Annotated in this window: 17 protein-coding genes, 1 riboswitch and 1 other annotated feature; all 17 genes read left to right on the plus strand. The window is 33.2% G+C overall.

The window, feature by feature from the left end; translation table 11 throughout:
* The first annotated feature begins 641 nt into the window (after positions 1 to 641).
* On the plus strand, positions 642 to 3,911 hold the full coding sequence (locus J3U73_RS00635; RefSeq protein WP_267409309.1) for a helicase-related protein: 3,270 nt from the start codon (positions 642 to 644) through the stop codon (positions 3,909 to 3,911).
* A gap of 9 nt (positions 3,912 to 3,920) precedes the next feature.
* Positions 3,921 to 4,631 (plus strand): DUF4391 domain-containing protein, encoded by a 711-nt coding sequence (locus J3U73_RS00640; RefSeq protein WP_416381462.1) that lies wholly within the window; start codon positions 3,921 to 3,923, stop codon positions 4,629 to 4,631.
* A gap of 25 nt (positions 4,632 to 4,656) precedes the next feature.
* A complete protein-coding gene (locus tag J3U73_RS00645; RefSeq protein WP_267409311.1) occupies positions 4,657 to 6,501 on the plus strand; it encodes a site-specific DNA-methyltransferase in 1,845 nt (614 codons plus the stop codon).
* An 18-nt stretch (positions 6,502 to 6,519) separates the two neighbouring features.
* A complete protein-coding gene (locus J3U73_RS00650; RefSeq protein ID WP_267409312.1) occupies positions 6,520 to 9,513 on the plus strand; it encodes a DEAD/DEAH box helicase family protein in 2,994 nt (997 codons plus the stop codon).
* A gap of 543 nt (positions 9,514 to 10,056) precedes the next feature.
* Complete coding sequence (locus tag J3U73_RS00655; protein WP_267409313.1) at positions 10,057 to 11,025, plus strand: SIR2 family protein; 969 nt, start codon at positions 10,057 to 10,059, stop codon at positions 11,023 to 11,025.
* Positions 11,025 to 12,929 (plus strand): ATP-binding protein, encoded by a 1,905-nt coding sequence (locus J3U73_RS00660; RefSeq protein ID WP_267409315.1) that lies wholly within the window; start codon positions 11,025 to 11,027, stop codon positions 12,927 to 12,929. The genes J3U73_RS00655 and J3U73_RS00660 overlap by 1 nt, the downstream gene beginning before the upstream one ends.
* A gap of 18 nt (positions 12,930 to 12,947) precedes the next feature.
* Positions 12,948 to 13,142, plus strand: coding sequence for a hypothetical protein (locus tag J3U73_RS00665; RefSeq protein WP_267409316.1), 195 nt, complete (start codon positions 12,948 to 12,950; stop codon positions 13,140 to 13,142).
* The gene (locus J3U73_RS00670) at positions 13,124 to 13,462 is read left to right on the plus strand and encodes a hypothetical protein (protein ID WP_267409317.1); all 339 of its coding nucleotides are present in this window, start codon (positions 13,124 to 13,126) and stop codon (positions 13,460 to 13,462) included. Before J3U73_RS00665 ends, J3U73_RS00670 begins: the two co-directional genes overlap by 19 nt.
* A gap of 333 nt (positions 13,463 to 13,795) precedes the next feature.
* Positions 13,796 to 15,004 carry an MFS transporter gene (locus J3U73_RS00675; RefSeq protein WP_267409318.1) on the plus strand — a complete coding sequence of 403 codons (1,209 nt, stop codon included), beginning with the start codon at positions 13,796 to 13,798 and terminating at the stop codon, positions 15,002 to 15,004.
* Positions 14,997 to 15,491: a prolyl-tRNA synthetase associated domain-containing protein gene (locus J3U73_RS00680; protein WP_267409319.1), complete on the plus strand. Its 495-nt coding sequence runs from the start codon at positions 14,997 to 14,999 to the stop codon at positions 15,489 to 15,491. Before J3U73_RS00675 ends, J3U73_RS00680 begins: the two co-directional genes overlap by 8 nt.
* Positions 15,492 to 15,966: 475 nt before the next feature.
* A riboswitch (purine riboswitch) is annotated at positions 15,967 to 16,065 on the plus strand.
* Between the two features lie 86 nt (positions 16,066 to 16,151).
* Complete coding sequence (locus J3U73_RS00685) at positions 16,152 to 17,540, plus strand: glycoside hydrolase family 1 protein (protein WP_267392931.1); 1,389 nt, start codon at positions 16,152 to 16,154, stop codon at positions 17,538 to 17,540.
* Positions 17,541 to 17,552: 12 nt separating this feature from the next.
* A complete protein-coding gene (locus tag J3U73_RS00690) occupies positions 17,553 to 18,848 on the plus strand; it encodes a PTS sugar transporter subunit IIC (RefSeq protein WP_267409320.1) in 1,296 nt (431 codons plus the stop codon).
* Between the two features lie 84 nt (positions 18,849 to 18,932).
* Positions 18,933 to 19,174 (plus strand) — a binding site (T-box leader).
* 42 nt (positions 19,175 to 19,216) lie between these two features.
* Complete coding sequence (locus tag J3U73_RS00695; protein WP_267409321.1) at positions 19,217 to 20,401, plus strand: metal-dependent hydrolase family protein; 1,185 nt, start codon at positions 19,217 to 19,219, stop codon at positions 20,399 to 20,401.
* A 96-nt stretch (positions 20,402 to 20,497) separates the two neighbouring features.
* A complete protein-coding gene (locus J3U73_RS00700) occupies positions 20,498 to 20,869 on the plus strand; it encodes a pyridoxamine 5'-phosphate oxidase family protein (RefSeq protein ID WP_267409322.1) in 372 nt (123 codons plus the stop codon).
* A gap of 117 nt (positions 20,870 to 20,986) precedes the next feature.
* Positions 20,987 to 21,988, plus strand: a complete 1,002-nt coding sequence (locus J3U73_RS00705; protein ID WP_267392924.1) for an NAD(P)-dependent oxidoreductase — start codon at positions 20,987 to 20,989, stop codon at positions 21,986 to 21,988.
* 134 nt (positions 21,989 to 22,122) lie between these two features.
* Positions 22,123 to 22,830: a GH25 family lysozyme gene (locus J3U73_RS00710; protein ID WP_267392922.1), complete on the plus strand. Its 708-nt coding sequence runs from the start codon at positions 22,123 to 22,125 to the stop codon at positions 22,828 to 22,830.
* Positions 22,827 to 24,062: a DEAD/DEAH box helicase gene (locus J3U73_RS00715; protein WP_416381473.1), complete on the plus strand. Its 1,236-nt coding sequence runs from the start codon at positions 22,827 to 22,829 to the stop codon at positions 24,060 to 24,062. Before J3U73_RS00710 ends, J3U73_RS00715 begins: the two co-directional genes overlap by 4 nt.
* The last annotated feature ends 1 nt before the right edge of the window (position 24,063 follow it).

Below are 24,063 nucleotides of genomic sequence, written 5' to 3' on the forward strand. Positions count from 1 at the left end.
AGAATTTGCCTTCATATTTGTCAGATGGCCAATGTAAGAAAAATGTGAATTTTCGATAAAACGTATTTCTTTCCATGTTTTCAACCAAGATCTGACTGGAATACTCTAAATTTTAAATTTTTTGGGATGTAGTTGTCGAAGGAAATTGACATTAACTTTTAAATGAAAATAATCAAACTATTAAGTGTGTTACTAGTCATTCTATATATTTTGAAACACATTTAAAACCATATGACTAATTATATAAATCTCTTGGCTACTCTTATTGGAAAAAAGTAATTTAATTATTTCCATATTCCCTTTTATTCAAATTAATAACCTTATCCATCAATTTAAATTATACCAACTATATTTTATCAGAAAATGATACAATCAATATTAAATTTGTATTTGTATAGGATAACCAAAATTAAAAAATCATCATAAAATATTGATTGAAGTCAAAATAATATACTGACAAATAAAGAGAAAAAAGTTAAATTATTTTTGTTTTTAATTATATAATTAGATTGAATTTGCTTTGTTTAAATAAAATTTCTTAAAACTAATACAAGTTCATACATTCCTAAAATTTAATATTGATTCAATTTGAAAATAGAATAAGTTGAATTAGAGTAGAAGTCAAAGTTATGGGAAAACTCATGAAAATAAAACTAATAGATAACAAAGGTAATAATACCTTAGAAAATTTAATAAGTGAAAATGTCTCGAAGCACTCAAAAATAAGTATTCAAACAGCAGCTTTTTCAATTTTCGCTTTTCATGCACTGCAGAAGGAAATTAATCGTTCAAAAAAACTTCAAGTGATTCTTACCAAATCCTTTTTTGAAAAGGAAGAAACTGGATTTTTGAAACGTTATGAAATTGCACAAAATAGAGAAGATATTTCAGGAAATAAATATGAAATCAAACTTAGAAATAAAATGAATACCGCTTTTATTGCTCGTGAAACGGCAGAATTAATTAAAGAGAAGGTGAAAGTTCATCAGTTGGAGCCTGATCAAAATGCTCTTAATGAACTATTAATTGAAAATTATCAGGAGGATAAGGATAGCTTGGTTGTTCCGTCAATGTTTAAATTTACTTCTGATGGATTAGGAATTGCTTCATCAAACAATGTTTCTTCTATGACAGCTATTGAAGGTTCAGGGGCAGATTATTTTGAATATTTTGATGGAATAAAAAAAGATTTTGATGATGTATGGGAAAATACCAAAAAGTCGAGAGAAGTTACAGATAAGGTACTAGAAAAAGTTAAAACAATTTATCAAGAAAATTCACCAGAGTGGATTTATTTTGTATCCCTTTATCATATTTTTCATAATGAGCTTGGTGAATTAGATGAACAAGAACTTGTACCTGAAGGATCTGGTTTTAAAGACTCAGTAATTTGGAATAAACTATATCAATTTCAAAAAGATGGTGTAATGGGTTTAATCCGAAAACTTGAAAAATACAATGGAGCAATTTTAGCTGATTCAGTCGGCTTAGGCAAGACTTATTCTGCTTTAGCTGTTATTAAATATTTTGAATTACAACGAAAACGGGTTCTGGTTCTTGTTCCGAAAAGATTACGCGATAACTGGACACTTTATACTCGTCCAGATGTAAGAAATGCTTTAATTGACGATAATTTCAACTATACTGTTTTGAATCACACCGATCTTAGTCGGTACAAAGGAGAAAGTGATGGCATTAAACTTGATACTTTTTTGTGGTCTGATTTTGATTTAGTTGTAATTGATGAATCTCATAACTTCAGAAATAATGATACCAGTGTGAATCGTGAGACGAAAACGCGTTATCAACGCCTAATGGAAGATATTATTCAATCAGGACGTAAAACGAAAGTATTGATGCTTTCTGCAACTCCTATCAATAATCGAATGAATGATCTGAAAAACCAAGTAGGCTTTATAACAGAAGGCAATACAAAAGCATTGACTGAATATGGAATTGACGATATCGATAATACCTTGCGCTTAGCCCAACGTTCTTTCAATCAATGGATGGAACTTGACGAAAATGATCGAACTACCCAAAGCTTCTTGGATATGGTAAACCCCGATTATTTCAAATTGTTGGATATGCTTACAATTGCTCGCAGCAGAAAGCACATTGAAAAATATTATGGTACTTCTTCTCTAGGCGATTTTCCAGAGCGACTAAAGCCAGTAACAGTAAAACCAAATATAGATGTCACAGCTAAATTTCCTGCTTTGCAAGATGTTTATGATGCTATTGGTAATTTGAATTTAGCCATGTATCAACCGCTGCAATATGTTCTCACTGTTAAGCGTAAATATTATGAAGAGCTGTATGATACTCAGGTAAAAAATGGTAAATCTTCTTTTAAGCAAGCTGATCGTGAAAAAGCGCTAAGCAATTTAATTCGCGCTAACTTATTTAAACGACTTGAGAGTTCAATTAACTCCTTTGGTTTAACGCTTAATCGAATGGTTGATGAGATTGAAAAAATATTAAATAAAATCGAAGATAGCCAATCTGAGCACGTGAAAATGCCAAGTATTACAGATTTTGATGATGAAGATATAGAAGCTGCCATTGATGAACAAGCAGTTGGTACGAAAACCAAGATTTTAATTGGTGATATGGATTTATTGAAATGGTCTCAGGCGCTCACTGAAGATTTAGAAACATTGAAGAAATTACAAAAAGAAACACAACTGGTAACTCCTGAAAAAGATGAAAAACTGATTGATTTAGAAAAAATCCTAAAAAACAAGTTTAGGCATCCAATTAATACGAATAATAAAAAAGTCATTATCTTTACAGCTTTTGCTGACACTGCTAATTATCTGTATGAAAACTTGGCCGACAAAGTGAAACGATTCTATGGTTTGAACTCTGCTTTAGTGACTGGTGGTTCTACGTCTAACAAAACGACTATGAAGGGTGTTACGGTCAACGATATGAACGATATCTTGACAAACTTCTCACCAGTTTCAAAAGGTCGCGAACAGATTAATCCGAATGCTACAGAAGAGATTGATTTGTTGATTGCTACCGATACGATTTCTGAAGGACAAAACTTACAGGATGCAGATTACCTGATTAACTATGATATTCACTGGAATCCGGTTCGTGTCATTCAACGTTTTGGTCGTATTGATCGTATTGGTTCGAAAAATAAACGAATTCAACTAGTTAATTTTTGGCCTAATGTGGACTTAGATACTTATCTCAATTTAGAGCAGCGTGTTAAAGGTCGAATGGTTATGTTAAATACTGCTGCAACTGGTGAAGACGATTTGTTAAATATAAAGTCAAATAAGGAGATGAACGACTTAAAGTATCGTAAAAAGCAGTTGCAACAGCTACAAACGCAAGTGATTGATCTTGAAGATGTTAATGGCGCAATTTCCATAACCGATATGACTTTTAATGATTTTAAGTCTGATTTACAAAATGCGTTGAAAAAACATGAAAAGCTGTTGAATGAAGCTCCACTGGGCATGTATGCTATTACTGATTCGAGTGATGTCCCTGAAGCTGAACCGGGTATAATATTAACACTGAAACAACAGCAGAGTGAATTAGGACAAAAAAATAGTATTTTGCCCTACATTGTAGTTTATATGTGTATGGATGGGACGGTAAAGATTAGTCATGTACATGTTAAACAAGTACTCGATTTATTCAAAAAGTTGACAGTCAATAAAAAAAATGTCAACCAATCCTTAGTGGATGAATTTTATGCAGAAACTAATGGCGGTAAAGATATGTCAAACTATTCTGATATCTTAACTCAGGCTATTGAAGCAATCCGTGGTAAGCAAAGCGAAGTAGGCTTGGATTCATTATTTTCACCTGGTGGTACAAACATTCAAACTAGTCTTTTAAATAATTTGGATGAAGTAGAATTAATTTCATTTTTAATTATTAAGTAGGTGATATTTTTGGAAACGAGAGACATAATAAAGTGGTGGAACTTTCCCAGAGCAACAATTATTAATCGTAATTTGCCAAAGGCATTGATTTATTCACATATAAAGAATCAAGCTCAAAAGCAGTATTTACAAGATAATATGAAAAGTATTTATGTGCTGGCTAATTTAAAAACATCTAATACAAATATTGCTCAATATGAAAATGATAATGAACTATATCAAGAAGTACAGTTTCTTTATGTGAGAACAAATGGAAAAAGCGATCTTAAAAAAATTTATAAGATATTACTGAATTTGATACCTTATCCTTTGGTTATCCTTAACGAGGAGCCGAGCGGTTATAGCATCTATACTGGTAAGTTTGAGAAGCTATCTAATGGATTCTTGAAACTACTAAAAATATACCCTTCGCAAATATATAACAATAAAGATCTAAAATGTGCTTTGCAGCAGTTTTCAATAAATAGTTTACCAAAGCAAAACTTTAAAACATTTTATAATGGATTATCTGATAAGATTGCGGCCTCATTGGCCAGAAAACAATATGGAGAAAAAGTTGGCAGCGTAACAAGAGAAGAGAAAGATGAATTAGACGATTTGAATAAGAAAATTGAAAACTTGCGAGTTAAAATAAAAAGAGAACATCAGCTTAATCGAAAAATTGATATGCAAATGAGAAAGAAAAAATTAGAAGAGGAATTTTTTAATAAATTGACTTAATAGATATGGAGAGGAATTTTAATAAATGGTAAATGAAGAATTGAAGCATGTATCTTCTAGTTCACTTGATATCACAAAACAAAATATTGAAAAATTAAAGGAGCTGTTCCCTGAAGTTTTAAGTGAAAAAAAAATAGATTTTGACAAATTACGGTTAATTCTTGGAGATGAGGTAGAGACAGAACCTGAGCGATATGGCTTTACTTGGAATGGAAAAAAGCAATCAATGCAGTTAGCTCAAAAACCAACTGTTGCCACACTTAAGCCAAATAAAGAAAAATCACAAAATTGGGATAAAACGCAAAATCTATATATTGAAGGAGATAACCTAGAAGTATTAAAAATACTTCAAAAGTCATACGCAAATAAAGCAAAAATGATTTACTTAGATCCACCTTATAATACTGGTAATGATTTCATATATAAAGATAACTACGTTGATACGCTTGAAAACTATTTAGAAGTAACTGGCCAAGTTGATGGAAACGGTGACACATTATCTGCGAATTTTGAAACTAGTGGGAGATATCATTCTGAATGGCTTAATATGATGTATCCTAGATTAAAGTTAGCTCGAAACTTGTTAAGTGATGATGGAGTTATTTTTATAAGTATTGATGATAATGAACAAGCAAACTTAAAAAAAATTTGTGATGAAATATTTGGAGAAAAAAATTTAATTACACAAATTGCTCATAAATCTCGAGCATCAATTTCCAATGATAAAATAATTAGTCAAAATCATAATTTTATTTTGTTATATTCTAAAAACATTGATATTGTATTTAACAAGCGTTCTAAAATTGGTCTTGATCCTTCATTGTCAGGATTTAGCAATCCTGACAATGATGAACGCGGTGATTGGAAAGGAACTCCAGTTGATGGACCTGGAGGTGAAAAAAAAGGCAATCCTTATTATGAATTTATGGGTGTAAAGGGTTACTTTAGATATTCTAAAGATAAAATGAAAAAATTATACGATGAAAATATGATTGTGAAAACTAAGAATGGCCTTCAGCGAAAATACTTCTTGTCAGATGCAAAGAAGTCCAGAAAGACAGATTCTAGCTGGTGGGAAGATGGAGGATATACTACTAATGCTACTAAAAAGCTAACTGACCTAATGGGCGGAAAAACATTTGATTCACCTAAGCCGGTTGAATTAATAGAAAGAATGTTGGACCTGTTTACTAATGATGATAAAGAAGCTTTAGTAATTGATTTCTTTTCTGGCTCGGGTACGACTGCAGAAGCTGTTATGAGAGAGAATGCAAAGGATAGTGGAAATCGCAAATATATTCTGGTACAACTCCCTGAACGATGTTCAAAAAAAGATGATGCATATAAAAACGGATATTCTACTATTTCGGAAATTGCTGAAGAACGTATTCGTCGGGCGGGTAACAAAATTGTAGAAGAAAGTCCATTATTGGCTAATACGTTGGATACCGGTTTTAAAGTGTTTGAACTTTCAAAATCAAATATTAAAAAGTGGAATAGTACACCTGATAACCTTAAGTCTCAACTTGAATTATTGAAAAATAATTTTGAAGAAGATTCAAGACCAATAGATGTAGTATACGAAATAATACTGAAGCAAGGGCTTGATTTAACTTATCCAATTAAAGAAATTAAGGTTAAGACTTTTTATATTTATGATATCGCTTGTGGTGCAATGTTTGTGATTCTTGGTGATAAGATCACAAGTGAAGTTGCTAGTCATATAATTAAACAAGTAATCATAGAGAAAACGAAAAATTCTGTAGTTGTTTTACAAGATGAAAAATTTGTTAATGATAGTGAAAAATTGAACACTATCGAGAAGCTGAATGCCAATGGTATTCAGTATGATGATATTTTCAGTATTTAAAAAGGAGCTTAAATATAATTGAAGATTAAATTTGATACTCTTGATTATCAAACTAAAGCTGTTAATAGTGCAGTTCGTATTTTTGAGGGACAAACGATCAAAGAGTCAAACTTTACAATTACAAGTAGTGCTCCAGAAGGAACTTTGTTTAATGAGGATGGGATTGGTATAGGTAACCATGTTATTATAAATGAGGAGAAGATGTTAAAAAATGTCAATAAAGTTCAGATATTGAATGGTATCGTGCCGAGCGAAAATTTATACGGTAATAACAGAACTTTTCCTCAATTTAATATTGAAATGGAAACTGGAACTGGCAAAACATTTGTATATTTAAAAACAATTCTTGAACTGAATAAAAAATATGGCTTTTTAAAATTTGTGATTGTTGTACCCAGTATTGCTATAAAAGAAGGAGTATTTAAGACCTTTAAAATCACAAAAGAGTATTTTAAAAGTCAATATGGTGGTACTATATATAATCTGTTTCTGTTCGACAGCCGCAAACTTGATCGTGTTCGTACGTTTGCATCTTCGAATACTATTGACATTATGGTAACTACAATTCAATCATTTAACAAGGACACAAATGTTATGAATCGTGAAAACGATCAATTATCAGGTGCTCGACCAGTTGATCTAATTGCAGAAACGCGACCAATTGTAGTTATAGATGAGCCGCAGTCTGTTGATAATACTGATCTAGCAAGGGATTCACTAACCAGTTTAAAACCATCAGTTGGCTTTCGCTACTCAGCTACTCACCGAGATAATACGTATCCTAAAATTTACCAACTTGGAGCAGTTGATGCATACAATAATCAACTTGTCAAACAAATTGAAGTCGCTGGTGTTGAGATGGATGAAGATGGTAACCGTGCCCATCTAAAATTAATTGACACTAAAAGAAGCAAAAACGGTTTTAGTGCAAAAATTGAAGTGTATAAAAAAACTCGTGATGATGCAAAAAAGAAAATTATGACTTTTAAATGTGGCGATGAAATATCCAATAAAACAAAGCTCCAAGTATATGATAAAGTAGGCCTTATTCAGAATATTGATACTACCCCTGGTTTAGAGTCAGTATCATTTTCTGGGACTCCAGAAAGAATAACACTTGAAACAGCAACGCGTGAAGATGAAAAAATAAAACGGGCTCAGATTTATAAAACAATTGAAGAACATCTTAATAAGGAGCTCCAGTTTAAGAAATCAGGCCAAAGAATTAAAGTGCTAAGCCTGTTCTTTTTAGATAAAGTTGAAAACTACAGAACGTATGATAAGTTAGGCAACCCATGCCTTGGTCGATATGCGAAAATATTTGAAGAAGAGTATACGCGCCTAATTCATTTACCTAAATATAAAGACTTAAATGATGTCAATGTACCAGTTTCGGAAGTTCATGATGGTTACTTTTCAGCCGATAAAAAAGGCAAATTCAGAAATACTAAAGGTGATACTAAGGCTGATGAATCCACTTATGAAATGATTATGAAAGATAAAGAGGGTCTTTTAACGATATATGATAAATCCAAAAAGCATACAGCAAAAGCTAATAAAATTCGTTTTATTTTTTCTCATTCAGCTTTGAAAGAGGGATGGGATAATCCAAACGTTTTTCAGATTGCCACCTTGGTTGAAACAAAAGACACAATAACTAAACGTCAAAAAATTGGTCGGGGTTTGCGTATTGCAGTAAATGAAAATGGTGAACGTGTACCTGGATTTCAAGTAAATACTTTGACAGTAATGGCAAATGAAAGCTATGAGAACTTTGCAGAAGGACTACAAAAAGAATACGAAGAAGACGGTGTGGTCTTTGGCGTGTTTAAAAAAGATAGTTTTGCAACTATTATTGTTTCTCATGATGAAGTGACTGATGATATGGAAATTGTTGGAAAGGCAGGGTCTGCAAAATTATATAGTTACTTTAAAAAAGAAGGATTTATAAACTCTTCTGGATTAGCTACAGATAAACTGAAAAAAGCGATTAGTGATCATGAAATTGAAGTACCAAAAGAATTTGCAGGAATTGCTCCACAAATACTGGATCTTGCAGCATCAAAAATTAAGAATTTAGACATTAAAAATGTTAAGGATAAGATTAAAGTCAAGGTGGTTAAAGAAGCCATGGCTGATAATTTCTTGAAGTTGTGGAATAAAATTAAGTACAAGACGACATATAAAATTAATTTCGATTCAGAAAAATTTATTAAACAAGCTGTTAATGGTAATAACGAAATCAAGGGAATTAATTCTATTAAAACTCCTAAAAGTACATTCTTTTATAAAAAAGGAAAGGTTGAAATTAGTGAAGGTGGCGTAAAAGCTAATGAAAGTAGAGAAGGTACCATTAGCTCAATAATGAACACCACATATGAGTTACCAGATATTATCACTTTCTTACAAAATGAAACAGATCTCACTCGGAAGACAATTGTGTCAATTTTAAAATCGGTTGATAATTTAAATAGTTTTAAAAATAATCCGTTATCATATATGAATCAAGCAGCCAAAATCATCAATATAATTAAAAATGAATTGATTATAGATAGTATTGAATATACGCGTACAAATGATGTTTATGATCAAAAATTATTTACTACAGAAACACTGAATGCGTATTTGGGCAATAATGGAAACTGTGTAAAAGTTGATAAAGATAAAACTGTGTATAACTATGTTGTAACTGATTCAAATATAGAAAAAGAATTTGCATGCAAAGCTGAATTAGATGATAAGGTAAAATTTTATATCAAGTTGCCAGATTGGTTTAAGATCCGTACCCCTCTTGGACCATATAATCCAGATTGGGCATTACTTTATGAGGAGGATGATGGACAGCATCTCTATTTTGTTGTTGAAACAAAGGGCGATACAAATGTAGATCAGTTACGTCCTCATGAAAAAGAAAAAATTCTTGCTGGGAAGGCTCATTTTAAAGCGGTTGACACAGAAATTAAGTTTAGATGTGTTTCTGAAGAAGAAAAAATTAGAGAAGATCAGGTTTGAGAGACAGAAAACTAAGAAAGCTAGAATTATTATGATAATAAAGAATTATAATAATTTTGAATAATGAGATATTATAAATCAAAATTTGGGAATTGAATCAGTTTTAATTACTGGACATAAGCTTGATGGTCAAAAAATAATAAAACAAATATCTATTGAAAATTTTGGTATCTCTGAAGCACTTTTGGAATCCTATATTGATTAGTTTAGAATATAACGCGGAATTTTTATTATTTCTGACTTTACTTGTGGAAGTACCAAAATGCTCGTCAAAGAGCAAGAATTATCACTCTTATTTATGGAGATAAAATAAGTGATTGGGCTACTAAACTCAATTATTACATCCAATTAGTAACTATATAACGTTTAAAAAGTTTATACGGATGAAGATTGGTTGAAAAGGAGACTGCTTCAATAACTTTTCGATGTACTTTGAGATATTAGCTTTGAACTTCCAGTTAGGAAGTAATCTAAACCTATTAATTATGCCTAGTTGGATAAAATCTAATGATCGATTTTGAGAATATCTTAGGAGAAGAGATAATGGATGATTTAAGTGAAACCTTAAGAAATTTGGCCATAACAAAAAGACTTAACTTTCTAATTGGATCTGGTGCATCAACTCCTGCAATTAGTTTAATGTCACAGGTTAAAGTAACAGAAAAAGAAATTAGAGCTGCTGGAACAAAAAAAGAAGCAAAAAATATCAAGTTAATTGAAAAAATTAAAGAAGTAAGTGGTGAACTTTTACATCCCCAAAAAAATACTACTAATAAAAATAAGCAAATACAGCTAAAACTCGAAGAATACAAAAGGTTAATCAAAGTTATTTCAGAAATTCTAAACCAATCTAATTCCAGAGAAATACCTCGAGAAGCCAATATTTTTACTACTAATTACGATCTCTTTATTGAAAAGGCTGTAGATGAAGTATTAGCGGAAACAACACTAGTTTTTAACGATGGTGCTAGAGGATATTTTAATAGATATTTAGATAGCTCTAATTTTAATAGAACTGTTTCTTATGAGGGATTGAATAATAACTATATTGATGAACTACCTTCGCTAACATTAATAAAACCGCACGGTTCAGTAAACTGGAAAAGAGAGGGAAAAGAGGTACAAATTCTAAATTCTGTAATCGATGAACCAATGGTTGTTCCTCCTACAGGTTTTGAAGGTAGAGACACATTTCTTGATGATCACTTTCACGATATGCTTAGAGTTTTTCAACTGGAACTGGATAAGCCAGAGTCGGTTTTATTTGTTTTTGGTTTTTCTTTTCAAGATGATCATATAGCCAGGATGCTACGAAGAGCCTTAAGGAATAGAAGTCTAATTATTGCGTGTTTTTGTTGGCAAGATAGCGATAAAATAACATACAGAAATAATTTGGGATATAAAAAACAAGAACCACCTAAAAACTTAAAATTTATAAAGCCTAGCCAATTTAAAAATAAAAATAAATTAGAACTTAAAGATCTAACTGATGTTTTAAAGGGGGATTTATAATGAATTCTTTGGGCGTGATAGTTGCAGTTGACGGTGATATTGCGACCGTTGGTATGTATAATATGTCAAATGATTCAACTTTTTTGTGGGATGGAGACTTGCTCAATGGTCCCAAAGTAGGTGCATTTCTGACAATAGAGCAAAATGATATTCGAATAATTTCAAAAGTCGTCTCTGAAAAAATACAAGATCAACAAAATACTGTTAATAGTGTGCAATTTGACAATAGATTTAGAAAAAACTCGATTAATCGTATTCTTTTGTTAAAAACTCAAGGAGTCATTGATAAGGAAAAATTTGAATTAACCAGTCAATATGTTCCGATGGTTGGAAATAAGGTTGTACTCACAACTAAAGAAGATTTGTCAGCAATTTATGCGATAGATGATGAAACTGCAACTATTTGTATTGGTAAATCTGTTAGAGAGGGTCAAAAAGTCAAATTACCTATAGATGAATTTTTTCCATCACATATAGGAATATTTGGCAATACAGGCAGCGGAAAATCTAATACATTACATAAATTATATTTAGAGCTTTTCCGTTCAAATTATAAAAAGGAGATCCTGGAGAAGTCTAAATTTTTTGTGATTGACTTTAACGGAGAATATACTCAATATAATCAGTTTGGCTTGACAACAGATGAGAAAACAGTTTTCAATATTAGAACACGTGGAAAAACTGATAAAATTCCGATAACTAAAAAGTATTTTCTTAATCCAGAGTTTTTGTCATTACTCTTTAGTGCCAGAAAGGCAACACAGGTCCCTTTTTTAAAAAATGCTATAAGAAAATTTAAAGAACTAAAGAGTAGTCAAGATTTTGCTGCTTTTGAGATAGGATTTTTGAAATTTCTACTTAAAAATTTCAAAAAATCAGGATTTGCTCCAATTGAAGAATGGATAAATATTACAAAAGATATTGGTGTTAAGAATTCTTTTCTAGATATATTGAGTAACTCCTTTAATTATAATGATTATAGTAATGAAAAAATATGGACATACATTACTAAAAATAAGATAACAGAAAAATATTTTGTTTTTAATGAGGGTAAATTAACGGATTATGCGGAGAATGAGTTAAGTGATGTTAATACTGAACTAATACGAGCATATGACGAACAAAGTTATTTAAGAAGATTACTTTATTTTTTAAAGTATCAGAAGACATATAAAATTGCTTCTAATTCAGTAAATCCGGAGCATATTAACCCACTTTTTTCAAGAATTGATCAAACCTTAGAAAGCTTAGAGCCATTAATTGAAATCGAAGATAGTGAAGACAAAGTTGAAACAAAATTCAAATGTTTAAACGTATTTTCTTTACTTGATACTGATAATCAAGAAATAAAGCGATTAATACCTATGATGATTTCAAAAATGCTATATGATATTCAAAAGAAAAGAGTAAGTAAAAAAAATAAAGTTGATTCTACGTGTCATTTGATTATTGATGAAGCTCATAATATACTCAATTCAGAACATACTAATAATACGGATAGTTGGCAAGACTATAGACTTTCAGTATTTGAAGAAATTATTAAGGAAGGTAGAAAATTCGGCTTTTATCTAACTTTAGCAAGTCAAAGACCTGCCGATATATCTCCCACGATTATATCTCAGATACATAACTTCTTTATTCATCGATTAGTAAATGATCATGATCTTGATATGCTCAGCAGGACTGTTCCTACTCTTGATAAAAATTCATATAAAATGATACCCACACTAGGTAAAGGCGAAGCTTTGATTACTGGAAATGCTATGAAAATTCCTATGCTTTTGAAAGTTGATAAAGAAGAAATGATTAGACCGAAAAGTGATGATGTAAAGCTTACCGAATTGTGGAAAAGCCAAATTTGTGATTTTCCAGATATTAACTGGGTGTGTTGTAACCGTGATTAAGGAGGAAAAATATAAAATATGAATTATTCCAAAGAATGTGAATGTGAAAAATTTGTATGTGTATACAGTAAAATGAAAGAAGTTCGCACTGAAGAGCGAAAAAGAATTATTGAAATGATTAAGAAATGCAAAGATTGGGAAGTTAAGGACGGATCTGGAAGTGGACATGGTATAAAAAATATGGTAGTAACAGGATGGCTGAGTACAATTTAGAGAACTGGATGTATATAGAGTTCAAAATTCCAGAACTAAATAAATGGTTTTGCTTGGATTTACAGAGCTTTGATACTGACCCCAATAGCGGAAATATACATTTATTGGATCAGCGCATTAGTCTGTACTCATCTAATGAAAATAATAGCAAAACCGAATTTTTAATTATACCTTCTTATACAGACGAGAAAGATCAGAAAAAAGCATTTGATTTACCACTTTGTGATAAAGAAATAAGAATGTTGTTGACTTTTATTGATAAGTATACTTCTAAAAATTGTCAGGTGCCTACTTTTTCAAAAGATGATTTACTTAAATAATGGCAAAAATAACGCTATATTATAAGTAAATACACTATTATTTAAACAAGTGCTTGCATAAAATGTTAGAGAATAAAATATCTAGTTACGTTGAAAGTTTAACTGAAAATTTAGGCAACAACGAACAAAATTTTTTCGTTGTTGCTTTTTTGAAGGAAAATGAAACAAGTTTTTAAAATCAATTAAGTTATTGTTCCAAAGTACGTAAACTAATATCCATTTTACAAAGCTCTTAAATTATGTTAATCTAATTTTAACAAAAATCCCAAGTTTAGCCTTTACGGAAGTGATATCCGTCAAATAGCTTCAACATCATACTACCGGACTTAAAAAATGACCAATACAATTAAATATTACCTTTATACAACCTTTAAAAATACACGCTTTTCCCGCATAATCAGCGTGTTATTTGTTGTTCAAATTTTAAAACTAAATTTAGTGCAATTTTCACTGTTGGAATCAATTTATATGTTTGCCCAGTTTTTCTCAGAAATTCCTAGCGGGATTTTGGGAGACATGTTTCAAAATAAGAAAGTAGTGCTTGCAGGTCTATTGGTCTCAGTGCTAACGCCACTAATAACAATTTCTGCGCTTTTTCTACCCAAGGACCTGGTTTTCCCAGTTTTGGTACTTTCTTTTGGGCTGGAAGGAATAGCCAATGCTTTAACCAGTGGTGCTGATGATGCTTTATTTTATGAGGGCATCCGCAATGATGGTGCAGAAAACAGTTACGGCAAAATCCTCGGGAATATGCAATTGATTAGCTCAATTATTCTCGGGTTAGCCACGGCCGTTGGTGGGTATTTATTTACCCTTAATGTCAAAATGCCGTACCTCTTTCAGTCATTGTTTTTACTCGGAGCAATTTCCATTATCGCTGTCACAAAAGAACAGAAAAAGATTGCGACATCTGAAAATGAAGCAAAAGAATCATATTCGAGCATGTTAAAAAGTATTTTGTCAGTTTTCAAAGATATGGTTTATTCGCCAAACATTCTTTTTTTGTTTATTTTTATGATTATCATCACAGCCGTTGTCAATGCGATTTTCATGTTGTTACCCAATTATCTTTCCCAGTTGGGTTTCGATGCGTCCGCAAACGGCAGCGTCTTTATGTTGTTTAGCTTTGCGGGTGGGCTAGTAGCCACACAGGCATATCGTTTAATTAAATTAAAGTTCTCAACGCTAACAATTTTAATTGCTAGTATATTATTAGTTTCAACCGGGTTGCAATTGCAGAGCAACAAGTATTTCTTTTTGCTAGGTGCCGGTTTACTGTATATTACGTTAGATATTTTAGATCCAGTGGTCATGCAAATGCTAAACTTGTGGGTTGGCGATCAGTCTCGTGCAACTTTTATTTCTGGCTTGTCCTTTGCCACTAGTTTAGTCACGATGATCATCAATCCAATTATTGGAGCAATTGTGCAAAGTTACGGGACAATTATTATGCTAACTTCAACTACCGTTGTTACAGTTGTGCTGATTGGCATTGCATATGTCTTAATTTTACGAACCAAGGGAGGGTCCAGTCATGAATAAAATAGAAACTTTACGTTACCTTGATCAGCATCAGATTAATTATGAAAAAGTTGATCATCCAGCTGTTTTCAATATGGCCGATTTAGCTAATTTACATTTGCCTCATCCTGAAGCCGATGCGAAAAACTTATTTATTCGCGACGACCAAAAAAAGCATTACTATTTACTGACGGTTAATGGCAATAAAAAAGTTAACCTGCAGCAATTTCGCCAAAAATTCAGCACGCGGCGGTTAACTTTTGCTTCACCAGAAGATTTAAAAAAGTTTTTGCAAGTCACGCCTGGCTCTGTCACGCCCTTATCGTTACTAAATAATGCAGATGTGCAGATTCCACTATACTTGGATGCTTATTTTTTGCAACAGCCTCTTATTGGAATGCATCCCAATGACAATACAGCAACTATCTGGCTTAATAGTGGTGACTTGATCAAATTGATTAAAGAACATGGTAATCCGGTTTACGTTACCAAAATTATGTCGGATTAACTTTAGCCTTTATGACTCGACTGTCAGCTTTTGTTTTTAAATTCATTTCCATGTATTAAAGTTATTACAATTGCATATGTGTGGCTTGACGTACTATGAACCTTACACTGGTTTTTGCCAACGGCCGTTTGTAATAAGATTTTAAACTGCTGTTAAGCTGATTTATTATTATTTACAATAATAATATTAATAGATTTCATTTTTGATCACCAATGTATTATTTTGACCAAAAATGGGAATTGCTTTTACGAACAATTAAATTTGAAGAATTTTAGGTTGGAACTCGCTTACATTTACTTAACTGTTTATTTTTTAAATTAAAACGATTGAATTAGAAAGTTCGAGAAATCATATCTGATAAATTAAACATATTGTAGCTATTTTAAAGAAAAAAGTTTCTTTTACAATCTAATTATGATTAGAGAGTAGTGTTTTAAAAGGTATTGAACAATAAAGTTTGCTTTGCTAGAATGAAATTATTAGCTAATGCGTTATCTGTATATCGTCGTAATAAGGTCGGCCGTTTCTACTTTGGAACCCTAAATTCCGAACTATAGGTAATTGGAGATAAACTAGGCCTAGTTGCCATTTTGATAATCTATATTACTGTAATTTTGACAAAATTACACTTTATTCAAAAATTATTTTTAGGAGTTTGAAATGAAAAAAGACTTTTTATGGGGTGGAGCCACAGCCTCATATCAATGTGAAGGAGCTTGGAACGTTGACAATAAGGCTGAATCAATGTGGGATCATTATTTGCATGAGAATCATTTAGAAAATGGTGATGTCGCAAGTGATCATTATCATCATTTTGAGGAAGATATTAGAATGATGAAGGAGGGTGGACAAAATGCCTACCGTTTTTCTTTATCTTGGCCTCGAATTATCAAAAATCGTGAAGGCGAAATTAATGAGAAAGGAATAGCTTTTTACAATAAAATAATTAACTGTTGCATAAAAGAAGGAATTACTCCTTTTGTTACGCTATATCATTGGGATTTACCGCAATACTGGCAAGAAGTCGGCGGATGGTTAAATGAGGATATCTGTAATGCTTTTGCCCATTACGCGCAAGTTTGTTTTAAAGCATTTGGTGATCGAGTTTATTATTGGTCAACCTTTAATGAACCGAAGTGGTTTACAGTTAATGGTTATTTAATTGGAAATTATCCTCCCGGTGAAAAAAATCTACAACATACCGTTGAATGTGGCTTTAATGTTATGTACTCCAGTGCTTTAGCTATTCGTAAATTCCGAGCAGATCATTATCATGGCAAAATAGGGATTGTGCATAGTTATTCTCCAGTAGATGGTATAGATGAAACGATTGAGACACAAATTGCTATGCGTAATGCTGACAATTATGCCAATAATTGGGTATTGGATACTGCTGCCTTAGGCAAAATCCCAATTGATTTAATTTCTAAACTCGCTGAATCTTGTGATATATCTTTCATAAAACCTGCTTGTCTTACAACGATTCAAAAAAATACAGTTGACTTTTTAGGACTTAATTACTACGCGAGAACTCTTGTAAAACCATATACAAATGGTGGGACCAAGATGGTATTTAATAATTCAGGGAAAAAAGGCTCTACCCAAATGCGCATTAAAAATTGGTTTGAACAAGTAATGGATCCAAATAGCGAATATACTGAATGGGACACTGAAATTTACCCTAAAGGGCTCGAAGAGGGCTTAATACGAGCATACAATAAATATAAGTTACCCATATTTATTACTGAAAATGGTGTTGGTTTTCGGGAGAACATTGATGTATCACAAGTCAAAGATGACTATCGTATTTCGTACATGAATGATCACATTAATGCAATAATGAATGCCCAGGATACTGGTGTTGATGTTCGTGGATACTTTACTTGGTCACCTTTTGACTTATATTCCTGGATGAATGGTGTTGAAAAACGTTATGGTTTGGTTGCAGTTGATTTTTCAACGTTAAAAAGGAAACCCAAAGCTTCCTACTATTGGTATAAAAAGATAATTGCCTCAAACGGTGATTTAATTAATCGAAAGAAATTATAGGGGGCAATTAAAATGGATCTTAATAGTATAACTTCTTGGATGGATAAATATATTACTCCTTTTGCTAATAAAATGGCTAATCAACGTCATTTAGCTGCGATTAGAGATACATTTATGACCCTTTTGCCGATTACTTTGTTCGGCTCAATTTTTGTTATTATCGGTGCCGCTCCTCCTGTTGATCGAAACAGTAATCACTTTTTGATTTTATGGGCTAAATTTGCCCAAAAGAATTCTCTTACTTTAAGTTGGCTAAGTGCTATCTCAATGAGCGCAATGTCTGTCTTTATTTGTGTGGGCATTACCTATTTTCTCTGTCAACACTATAAGGAAAATCCACTATCTCCAATTATGTTTTCATTAGCGGGCTTTTTCATGCTCGTTTTTGATCCTAAAAAACTTGGTTTTACAGGAAATATTGTTGATATTAGTTATTGGGATGGACGCGGAATAATTATTGCCATTTTAATCGCAATTCTTACTACGGAAGCATATCATTTTATGCGTAAGCATGACTTTGGCCGAATAAAAATGCCAAAGGGTGTTCCTTCTGCTCTATCAGAAAGTTTTGCTTCTTTTGTTCCAGCACTAGTTATTCTAGCAGTTGATGCTATTATTTTCATTATTTGCCAGAGTAATCACACAACAGCAGTTAAAGCAATTTACGGCTTCCTTTCTCCAAGCTTTAAAGTAGCAGATAGTCTTCCTGCGACGATTTTCTTAACCATTTTAGTTCATCTTTTCTGGTTTTTCGGTATTCACGATGCAGCATTAGCGGGTATACTAGGGCCAATACGTGATGGTAATTTATCAATCAATGCATCAGCTAAATTAGCAGGTAAGGCTTTGCCAAGAATTTTTACCACTCCTTTTTGGGTGTATTTTGTTATTATCGGTGGTTGTGGTTCGGTTTTAGCATTAGCTATAATCATGTCATTTTCTAAGTCAAAGCAAATGAAAACAGTTGGTCGAGTTGGACTTATTCCAGCCTTATTCAACATTTCGGAACCGATGATTTTTGGAACACCATTGATGCTAAATCCAGTCTTTTTTATTCCTTTTATTTTTACTTCTGTACTAAATGCGGTTATTAGCTATTTAGCCATGTCTTTAGGAATAGTTAAGAAAACTTTTGCTTTATTTTCTTGGCAAATGCCTTCTCCAATTGGTGCGTTTTTATCAACTATGGATTGGCGTGCAACTGCTTTAGTTCTAATTTTAATTTTATTAGATATGGCATTATATTATCCATTTATGAAAGTTTATGAGAAAGAATTATTAAAGGAAGAGAATGGTCAAAGTAATTAATTACAAGGTTTAAGGTATCAATTAAAATAACCTTAACCTATTGACAACTTCAAAGTAGAATGCTAACTTAAAAGTTAATTAAATAATTTCATCTTGAAAAGCAGAGTAATTATCATGGTAACCAATAAAGAGAGCTGGCAGTTGGTGAAAGCTAGCAGGTAACAGATAATGAACATGGGCTTCTATTTGATGACTGCTGGTGAAAGTTAGCCAGTAGCGGAATTGCATCCGTTATTATTGCAAGCTATTGTTAGATAGCTAGTGAGATTTATTACGTGAGTAATAAATAAAGTTAAAGGTGGTAACGCGAAGCACTCGTCCTTATTGAAGGAACGGGTGCTTTTTAATTTGTTTTTGGAGGTATTTAGATGACCAAAACTGTCTTTACTAACGTAAATTTGTTTGATGGAGTAACTGACCATATTCGTCCTAACACTTATTTGGTGGTTGATGATGAAACTGGCAAAATCGTTGAAGTTGGAACAAACACTGAACCTGAAGCAGATAAAACGGTTGACTTACAAAATAAGTATGTCATGCCGGGACTGATCAATTGTCATACTCATATCATTATGGATCCTTTGACCGCAGATGGCGGAACTGAAACCGGTGAAGTGGCAGCAGTTGTTCGCGCATTAAGTAATTTGCATGATTTGTTAAAATCTGGAGTTACTTATATTCGTGAATGTGGCAGCACGTTTGATATTGACATTGAATTGAGCAAGCTCATTAAAGAGGGCAAAATAACGAGGGTGCCGGAAATTATGCCATCAGGTCGCCCATATTCAATGACTGGCGGACATGGTGATATGCCAAACTTTGGGCATTTGGTTGATTCACCAGACGAAATGCGTAAGGCTGTCCGTCAAGGCATTAAACGTGGGACAAAAGCAGTTAAAGTTATGGCAACAGGTGGCGTCATGACTGAAAACGACTTTATGGATGATCCGCAATTAAGTGAAGAAGAAATTCGGGTTGCAGTCGAGGAAGCTCATCATAAAGGGCTTATTGTAGCTGCCCATGCTGAGGGTAATCCCGGAATTTTAAACGCAATTAAGGCTGGCGTTGACAGTATTGAGCATGGTTTTTATGTAAACGATGAAGAAATTAAGTTAATGCTTGAAAAAGGGACCTACTTAACGCCAACTATAGTTGGTGCCTGGGCATTTATTGAATATGCGCCTGGTAAGATTCCTGAATGGGAAATGGCTAAAATTACGGCAGCTTGGAAAGATTTGCGCGGTAATATTACTAATGCCAAAAATGCTGGTGTGCCAATCACCTTAGGAACTGACGCTGGAACGCCATTTAATGACTTTAAGATGACGCCCGAAGAGTTGCCATTATTAGTAGAACAAGGTTTTACTAATTTGGAAGCCTTACAAACGAGTCTGAATTCGGCTAAATTAATGAAAATTGACAATAGGTATGGTACGCTTGAAAAGGGGAAATTTGCCGACTTCTTAGTTTTAGATGAAAATCCGTTGGAGAATATTAGTGCAGTTGTGCAAAAAGACAAGGCGGTTTACAAAAAAGGTGAACGCGCATATTAATTTTAACAAAACTATTGCTTTTACGAACAAGTGTTTTATAATAAAAAGAAGCTACTTATTAAAAGTAACTTCTTTTTATTGTTTAAAGGAGAAAAAATGGAGCAAAAGTTTTTAGAATTAATGAAGCATGAAGGCCCAGTAACAATTGTCACTATCAATGCTCATCCTGCAAGTGTTGTCAATACTTGGATGTCATATATTAAAGTTGACGAAAAGAATAATTGCTTATATATTCCAGCAGCTGGGATGCATAGTATTGAAAAAGATTTCGCTAAGGACAGAACAGTTCTATTGACAGTAGGATCAAAAAAAGTTGAAGGAACTGCCGGCCCTGGTGCTGGTTTTCATATTACTGGAACAGGGGAATTCTTAGGAAAAGGAGCAGAGTTTTATGAAATGAAAGCTCACTTTCCGTGGATTCGAAAAGTTTTAAAAGTAAAAATAACCAAGATGGAACAAAAGATATAAATCATGATGTAATGTGTAATGTCTATTGTAAAAATGCTCAAATAAATCTTTAATTTGTTACTAATTTTAGATAAAATGGTAACTATATTAATTTATCCAAAAAAGGAGGATTTATGAATGAAAGCATTACTTTACAATATGACGCCGGAACAAAAGGTTTATGTTGATGAATGGAATAAAGAACATCCAGATGATGATCTTGAAACAACTGATGATGAACTAGAAGCCGGGACAGTTGAACAAGCCAAAGGTTTTGATGTTGTTAGTGTCTTACAGATTTTTGACATTAATGATGAAGAAGTTTACCAAAAGTTGGCTTCCTATGGCATTAATCACATTGCTTTGAGGTCAGTTGGCTTTAATATTATTAACTTTGATTATGCCCACAAATATCATATTCTGATTACAAATACACCTGCATATTCGCCAAGAGCTGTGGCAGAGAACACTTTAACTTCTGCAATGTACTTATTGCGCAAGTGGGGTCCAATTCTAAAAAATGAAAAGGAAGATTTGAATTTTATTCGTGAAGCAAGTTTAATAAGCGATGAAATCTACAATCAAACAGTTGGTATTATTGGAGTTGGCCGAATTGGTACTGCTGTGGCCGAAATGTTTCATGCTCTTGGTGCCCGGGTAATTGGCTACGACTTAATTGAAAATCCAGCAAACGAAGCATTCCTTAAATACACTGATTTCGATACTGTGATTAAAGAAGCTGATATTTTAACCCTGCATACACCACTTGAACCTGAAATTGAAAATATGATTAGTGCTAAGCAATTCAAGGAAATGAAGAATACTGCCTACTTGATTAACGCTGCGCGGGGTCCACTAGTTAATACGCACGATTTAATTGTTGCATTGCAAAATCAGGAAATTGCTGGTGCTTCACTTGATGTCATGACGGGTGAGGAAGAAATTGTGATGAAAAAGTTTACCACTATTTCCGAATTACCTGAAGATTACCGCGAATTGGTAAAAATGCCTAATGTCGTTTTCACACCTCATTCAGCATACTACACCAAGACCTCGGTTAAGAATATGATTAAGCAAAGCATGACAGATGCTAAGCGCGTTTTAAATGGGCAAAGACCAGTTTATCCCGTTGAAGACTAAGTAACTAACTGTTAAGAAAATGACTAGCCACAAAAGGCTGGTCATTTTTTTGCTGATTTGCTAGTTGTTGGATATATCAATTGCTTGCGGAATATTGTTATAATGGATTAGCAGATAAAGAGCTGGAGGTAAAGATGAAAAGGTTTCATCATAAATACACGTTACCAGCAATTATATTGCTGCTAATGGTTGCAATTGGCTTACTGATTACTGGCACGTTAAATATTCGCAATCAAACAACTTTGCCTGCGAATTCTAATTCAAGTGCAATTGGCGTAGAGCTAAATCAAAATTTTGGTTACATTGACTTACATGAGTTGCAATCAAATGGGATCTCTTTTGTCTACTTGAGAAGTACCCAGGGTCGCTCATATTTTGATGATGATTATTTATCTTACCGTGACCAAATTTTGGGAACAAAATTAGCTTTCGGAACTAGTATTTTTTATAGTAATGAATCCACTCCTACGGAACATTATCAATATTTTATGAAAAAGGTAGGCATAAATACAGGGAGTCTGCCAATTTTGATTGAACCTGCGGTTAATGACCGCAGCATTCGTTATATAAAGCAAATGGCTCAGTTTACCCGCATGTTAAGCGCGCAAGGGAAAAGAGTAATGGTTGAGGTCGAAATAAAGTATAAAAAGTATTTTCCCCAGAATGTTCTTTTTATTACCTCAGGTAAAAAAGCCCCTAATAAATTGCGGTACTCATTTTGGCGCTATACCAACAACGGTCGCGTTAAAGGGGTCAAGGGACTTGAAGATGGCGTAACCATGTTAGCTTATAATGGCTCAGTATCACAATATAAACAGAAATATGGACAGTTGACACAATAATGAAAACAGAAATTAAATTTACATTGACAAAATTAGGCCTGACAGAGCCCACATTAATCCAGACGCGAACCAGTCAGTTAATACTTAACGGCACTAGTCTGATCGCACTTGCTAAAACTGGTACGGGAAAAACATTGGCGTATTCGTTACCAGCTTTAGAGCGAATCGAGCAGAAAAAACCAAATAGCTTGGTAATCATTGCTCCAACCACAGAATTGGCTGTGCAGATTCGCCATGCGATCAATCCCTTTATTCATGCACTAGGTTTAACTGGCATCACCTTAGTTGGTGCGGGAAACCGTAAAAGGCAAGAAGATAATTTAAAGAAAAAGCATCCAGAAGTGGTTGTTGCTACGCCCGGAAGATTTTTTGATTTTTATTCAAGCAACCGAATTAAAACTGAACAAATCCAAACGCTAGTCATTGATGAAGCTGATGATATTTTAGAATTTAGCAAAATGGAGCTCCTTAGCTCTTTAGGGCAGAATATGCCAGCTACTTCGCAAATTTTATTATTTGGTGCCACTGAATCAGAGATCACGCAAAATGCTGCTAAGTTGTTTGACCGGGAGTTTGTCCTCGTTGATGTACGCTCTGAGCAAACAACTACGGTGCAAAATTATTTTTTACAAATTGACAATGCTCATAAAATCGACTTTGTTCAGCGTTTAATGCGCCTAGAACATTTTAAGGGAATTTTGTTCTTTGATTCGAACCAGACATTGATGCGTTTTGCGGGAATTCTTGCTCATACCAAAACTAAATTTGGTTTATTAGCAAATGAATTTGGCAAACAAAAAAGGGAACAGGCACTGCTCGATTTTAGAGCTGGTCGAAGTAAGCTACTGCTTGCAACTGATCTAGCTGCGCGTGGTTTGGATATACCTGGCGTTACGTACGTTATTAACTACGATATTCCTAGCGAAACCAACACTTATTTACACCGGGCAGGCAGAACCGGAAGAATGGGTGCTAGAGGTTTTGTTGTTACCTTGGGTGATGACCATGATCAGCGTGATTTAAGAAAGCTGTTAGAAGAAACGGTGCAAATTACGCGAGTTTATTTTGCGGGCAATAAGTTGGTGACAAGGCAACCTGAAAAAAAGCCCGTTATTGCTAAAAGTGGGGACAATAAGGCTGGTCAAAGTGAACTGGCTAAAAAGAAAAAACACAAGAAACGGCGCAACAAAAATAAGGGTTATCACCCTCATTATTTAAAAAAGAAGGAGTAAA

It is taken from the genome of Lactobacillus sp. B4005 (genome assembly GCF_026536045.1).
GTDB classification, from domain to species: Bacteria; Bacillota; Bacilli; order Lactobacillales; family Lactobacillaceae; genus Lactobacillus; species Lactobacillus panisapium.

Bases quoted from the DNA above. Each gene is read 5' to 3' on its own strand.
- J3U73_RS00635 (WP_267409309.1), top strand. From the start codon at position 642: ATGAAAATAAAACTAATAGATAACAAAGGTAATAATACCTTAGAAAAT.
- J3U73_RS00645 (WP_267409311.1), top strand. From the start codon at position 4,657: ATGGTAAATGAAGAATTGAAGCATGTATCTTCTAGTTCACTTGATATC.
- J3U73_RS00655 (WP_267409313.1), top strand. From the start codon at position 10,057: ATGGATGATTTAAGTGAAACCTTAAGAAATTTGGCCATAACAAAAAGA.
- J3U73_RS00660 (WP_267409315.1), top strand. From the start codon at position 11,025: ATGAATTCTTTGGGCGTGATAGTTGCAGTTGACGGTGATATTGCGACC.
- J3U73_RS00665 (WP_267409316.1), top strand. From the start codon at position 12,948: ATGAATTATTCCAAAGAATGTGAATGTGAAAAATTTGTATGTGTATAC.
- J3U73_RS00670 (WP_267409317.1), top strand. From the start codon at position 13,124: ATGGCTGAGTACAATTTAGAGAACTGGATGTATATAGAGTTCAAAATT.
- J3U73_RS00675 (WP_267409318.1), top strand. From the start codon at position 13,796: ATGACCAATACAATTAAATATTACCTTTATACAACCTTTAAAAATACA.
- J3U73_RS00680 (WP_267409319.1), top strand. From the start codon at position 14,997: ATGAATAAAATAGAAACTTTACGTTACCTTGATCAGCATCAGATTAAT.
- J3U73_RS00685 (WP_267392931.1), top strand. From the start codon at position 16,152: ATGAAAAAAGACTTTTTATGGGGTGGAGCCACAGCCTCATATCAATGT.
- J3U73_RS00690 (WP_267409320.1), top strand. From the start codon at position 17,553: ATGGATCTTAATAGTATAACTTCTTGGATGGATAAATATATTACTCCT.
- J3U73_RS00695 (WP_267409321.1), top strand. From the start codon at position 19,217: ATGACCAAAACTGTCTTTACTAACGTAAATTTGTTTGATGGAGTAACT.
- J3U73_RS00700 (WP_267409322.1), top strand. From the start codon at position 20,498: ATGGAGCAAAAGTTTTTAGAATTAATGAAGCATGAAGGCCCAGTAACA.
- J3U73_RS00705 (WP_267392924.1), top strand. From the start codon at position 20,987: ATGAAAGCATTACTTTACAATATGACGCCGGAACAAAAGGTTTATGTT.
- J3U73_RS00710 (WP_267392922.1), top strand. From the start codon at position 22,123: ATGAAAAGGTTTCATCATAAATACACGTTACCAGCAATTATATTGCTG.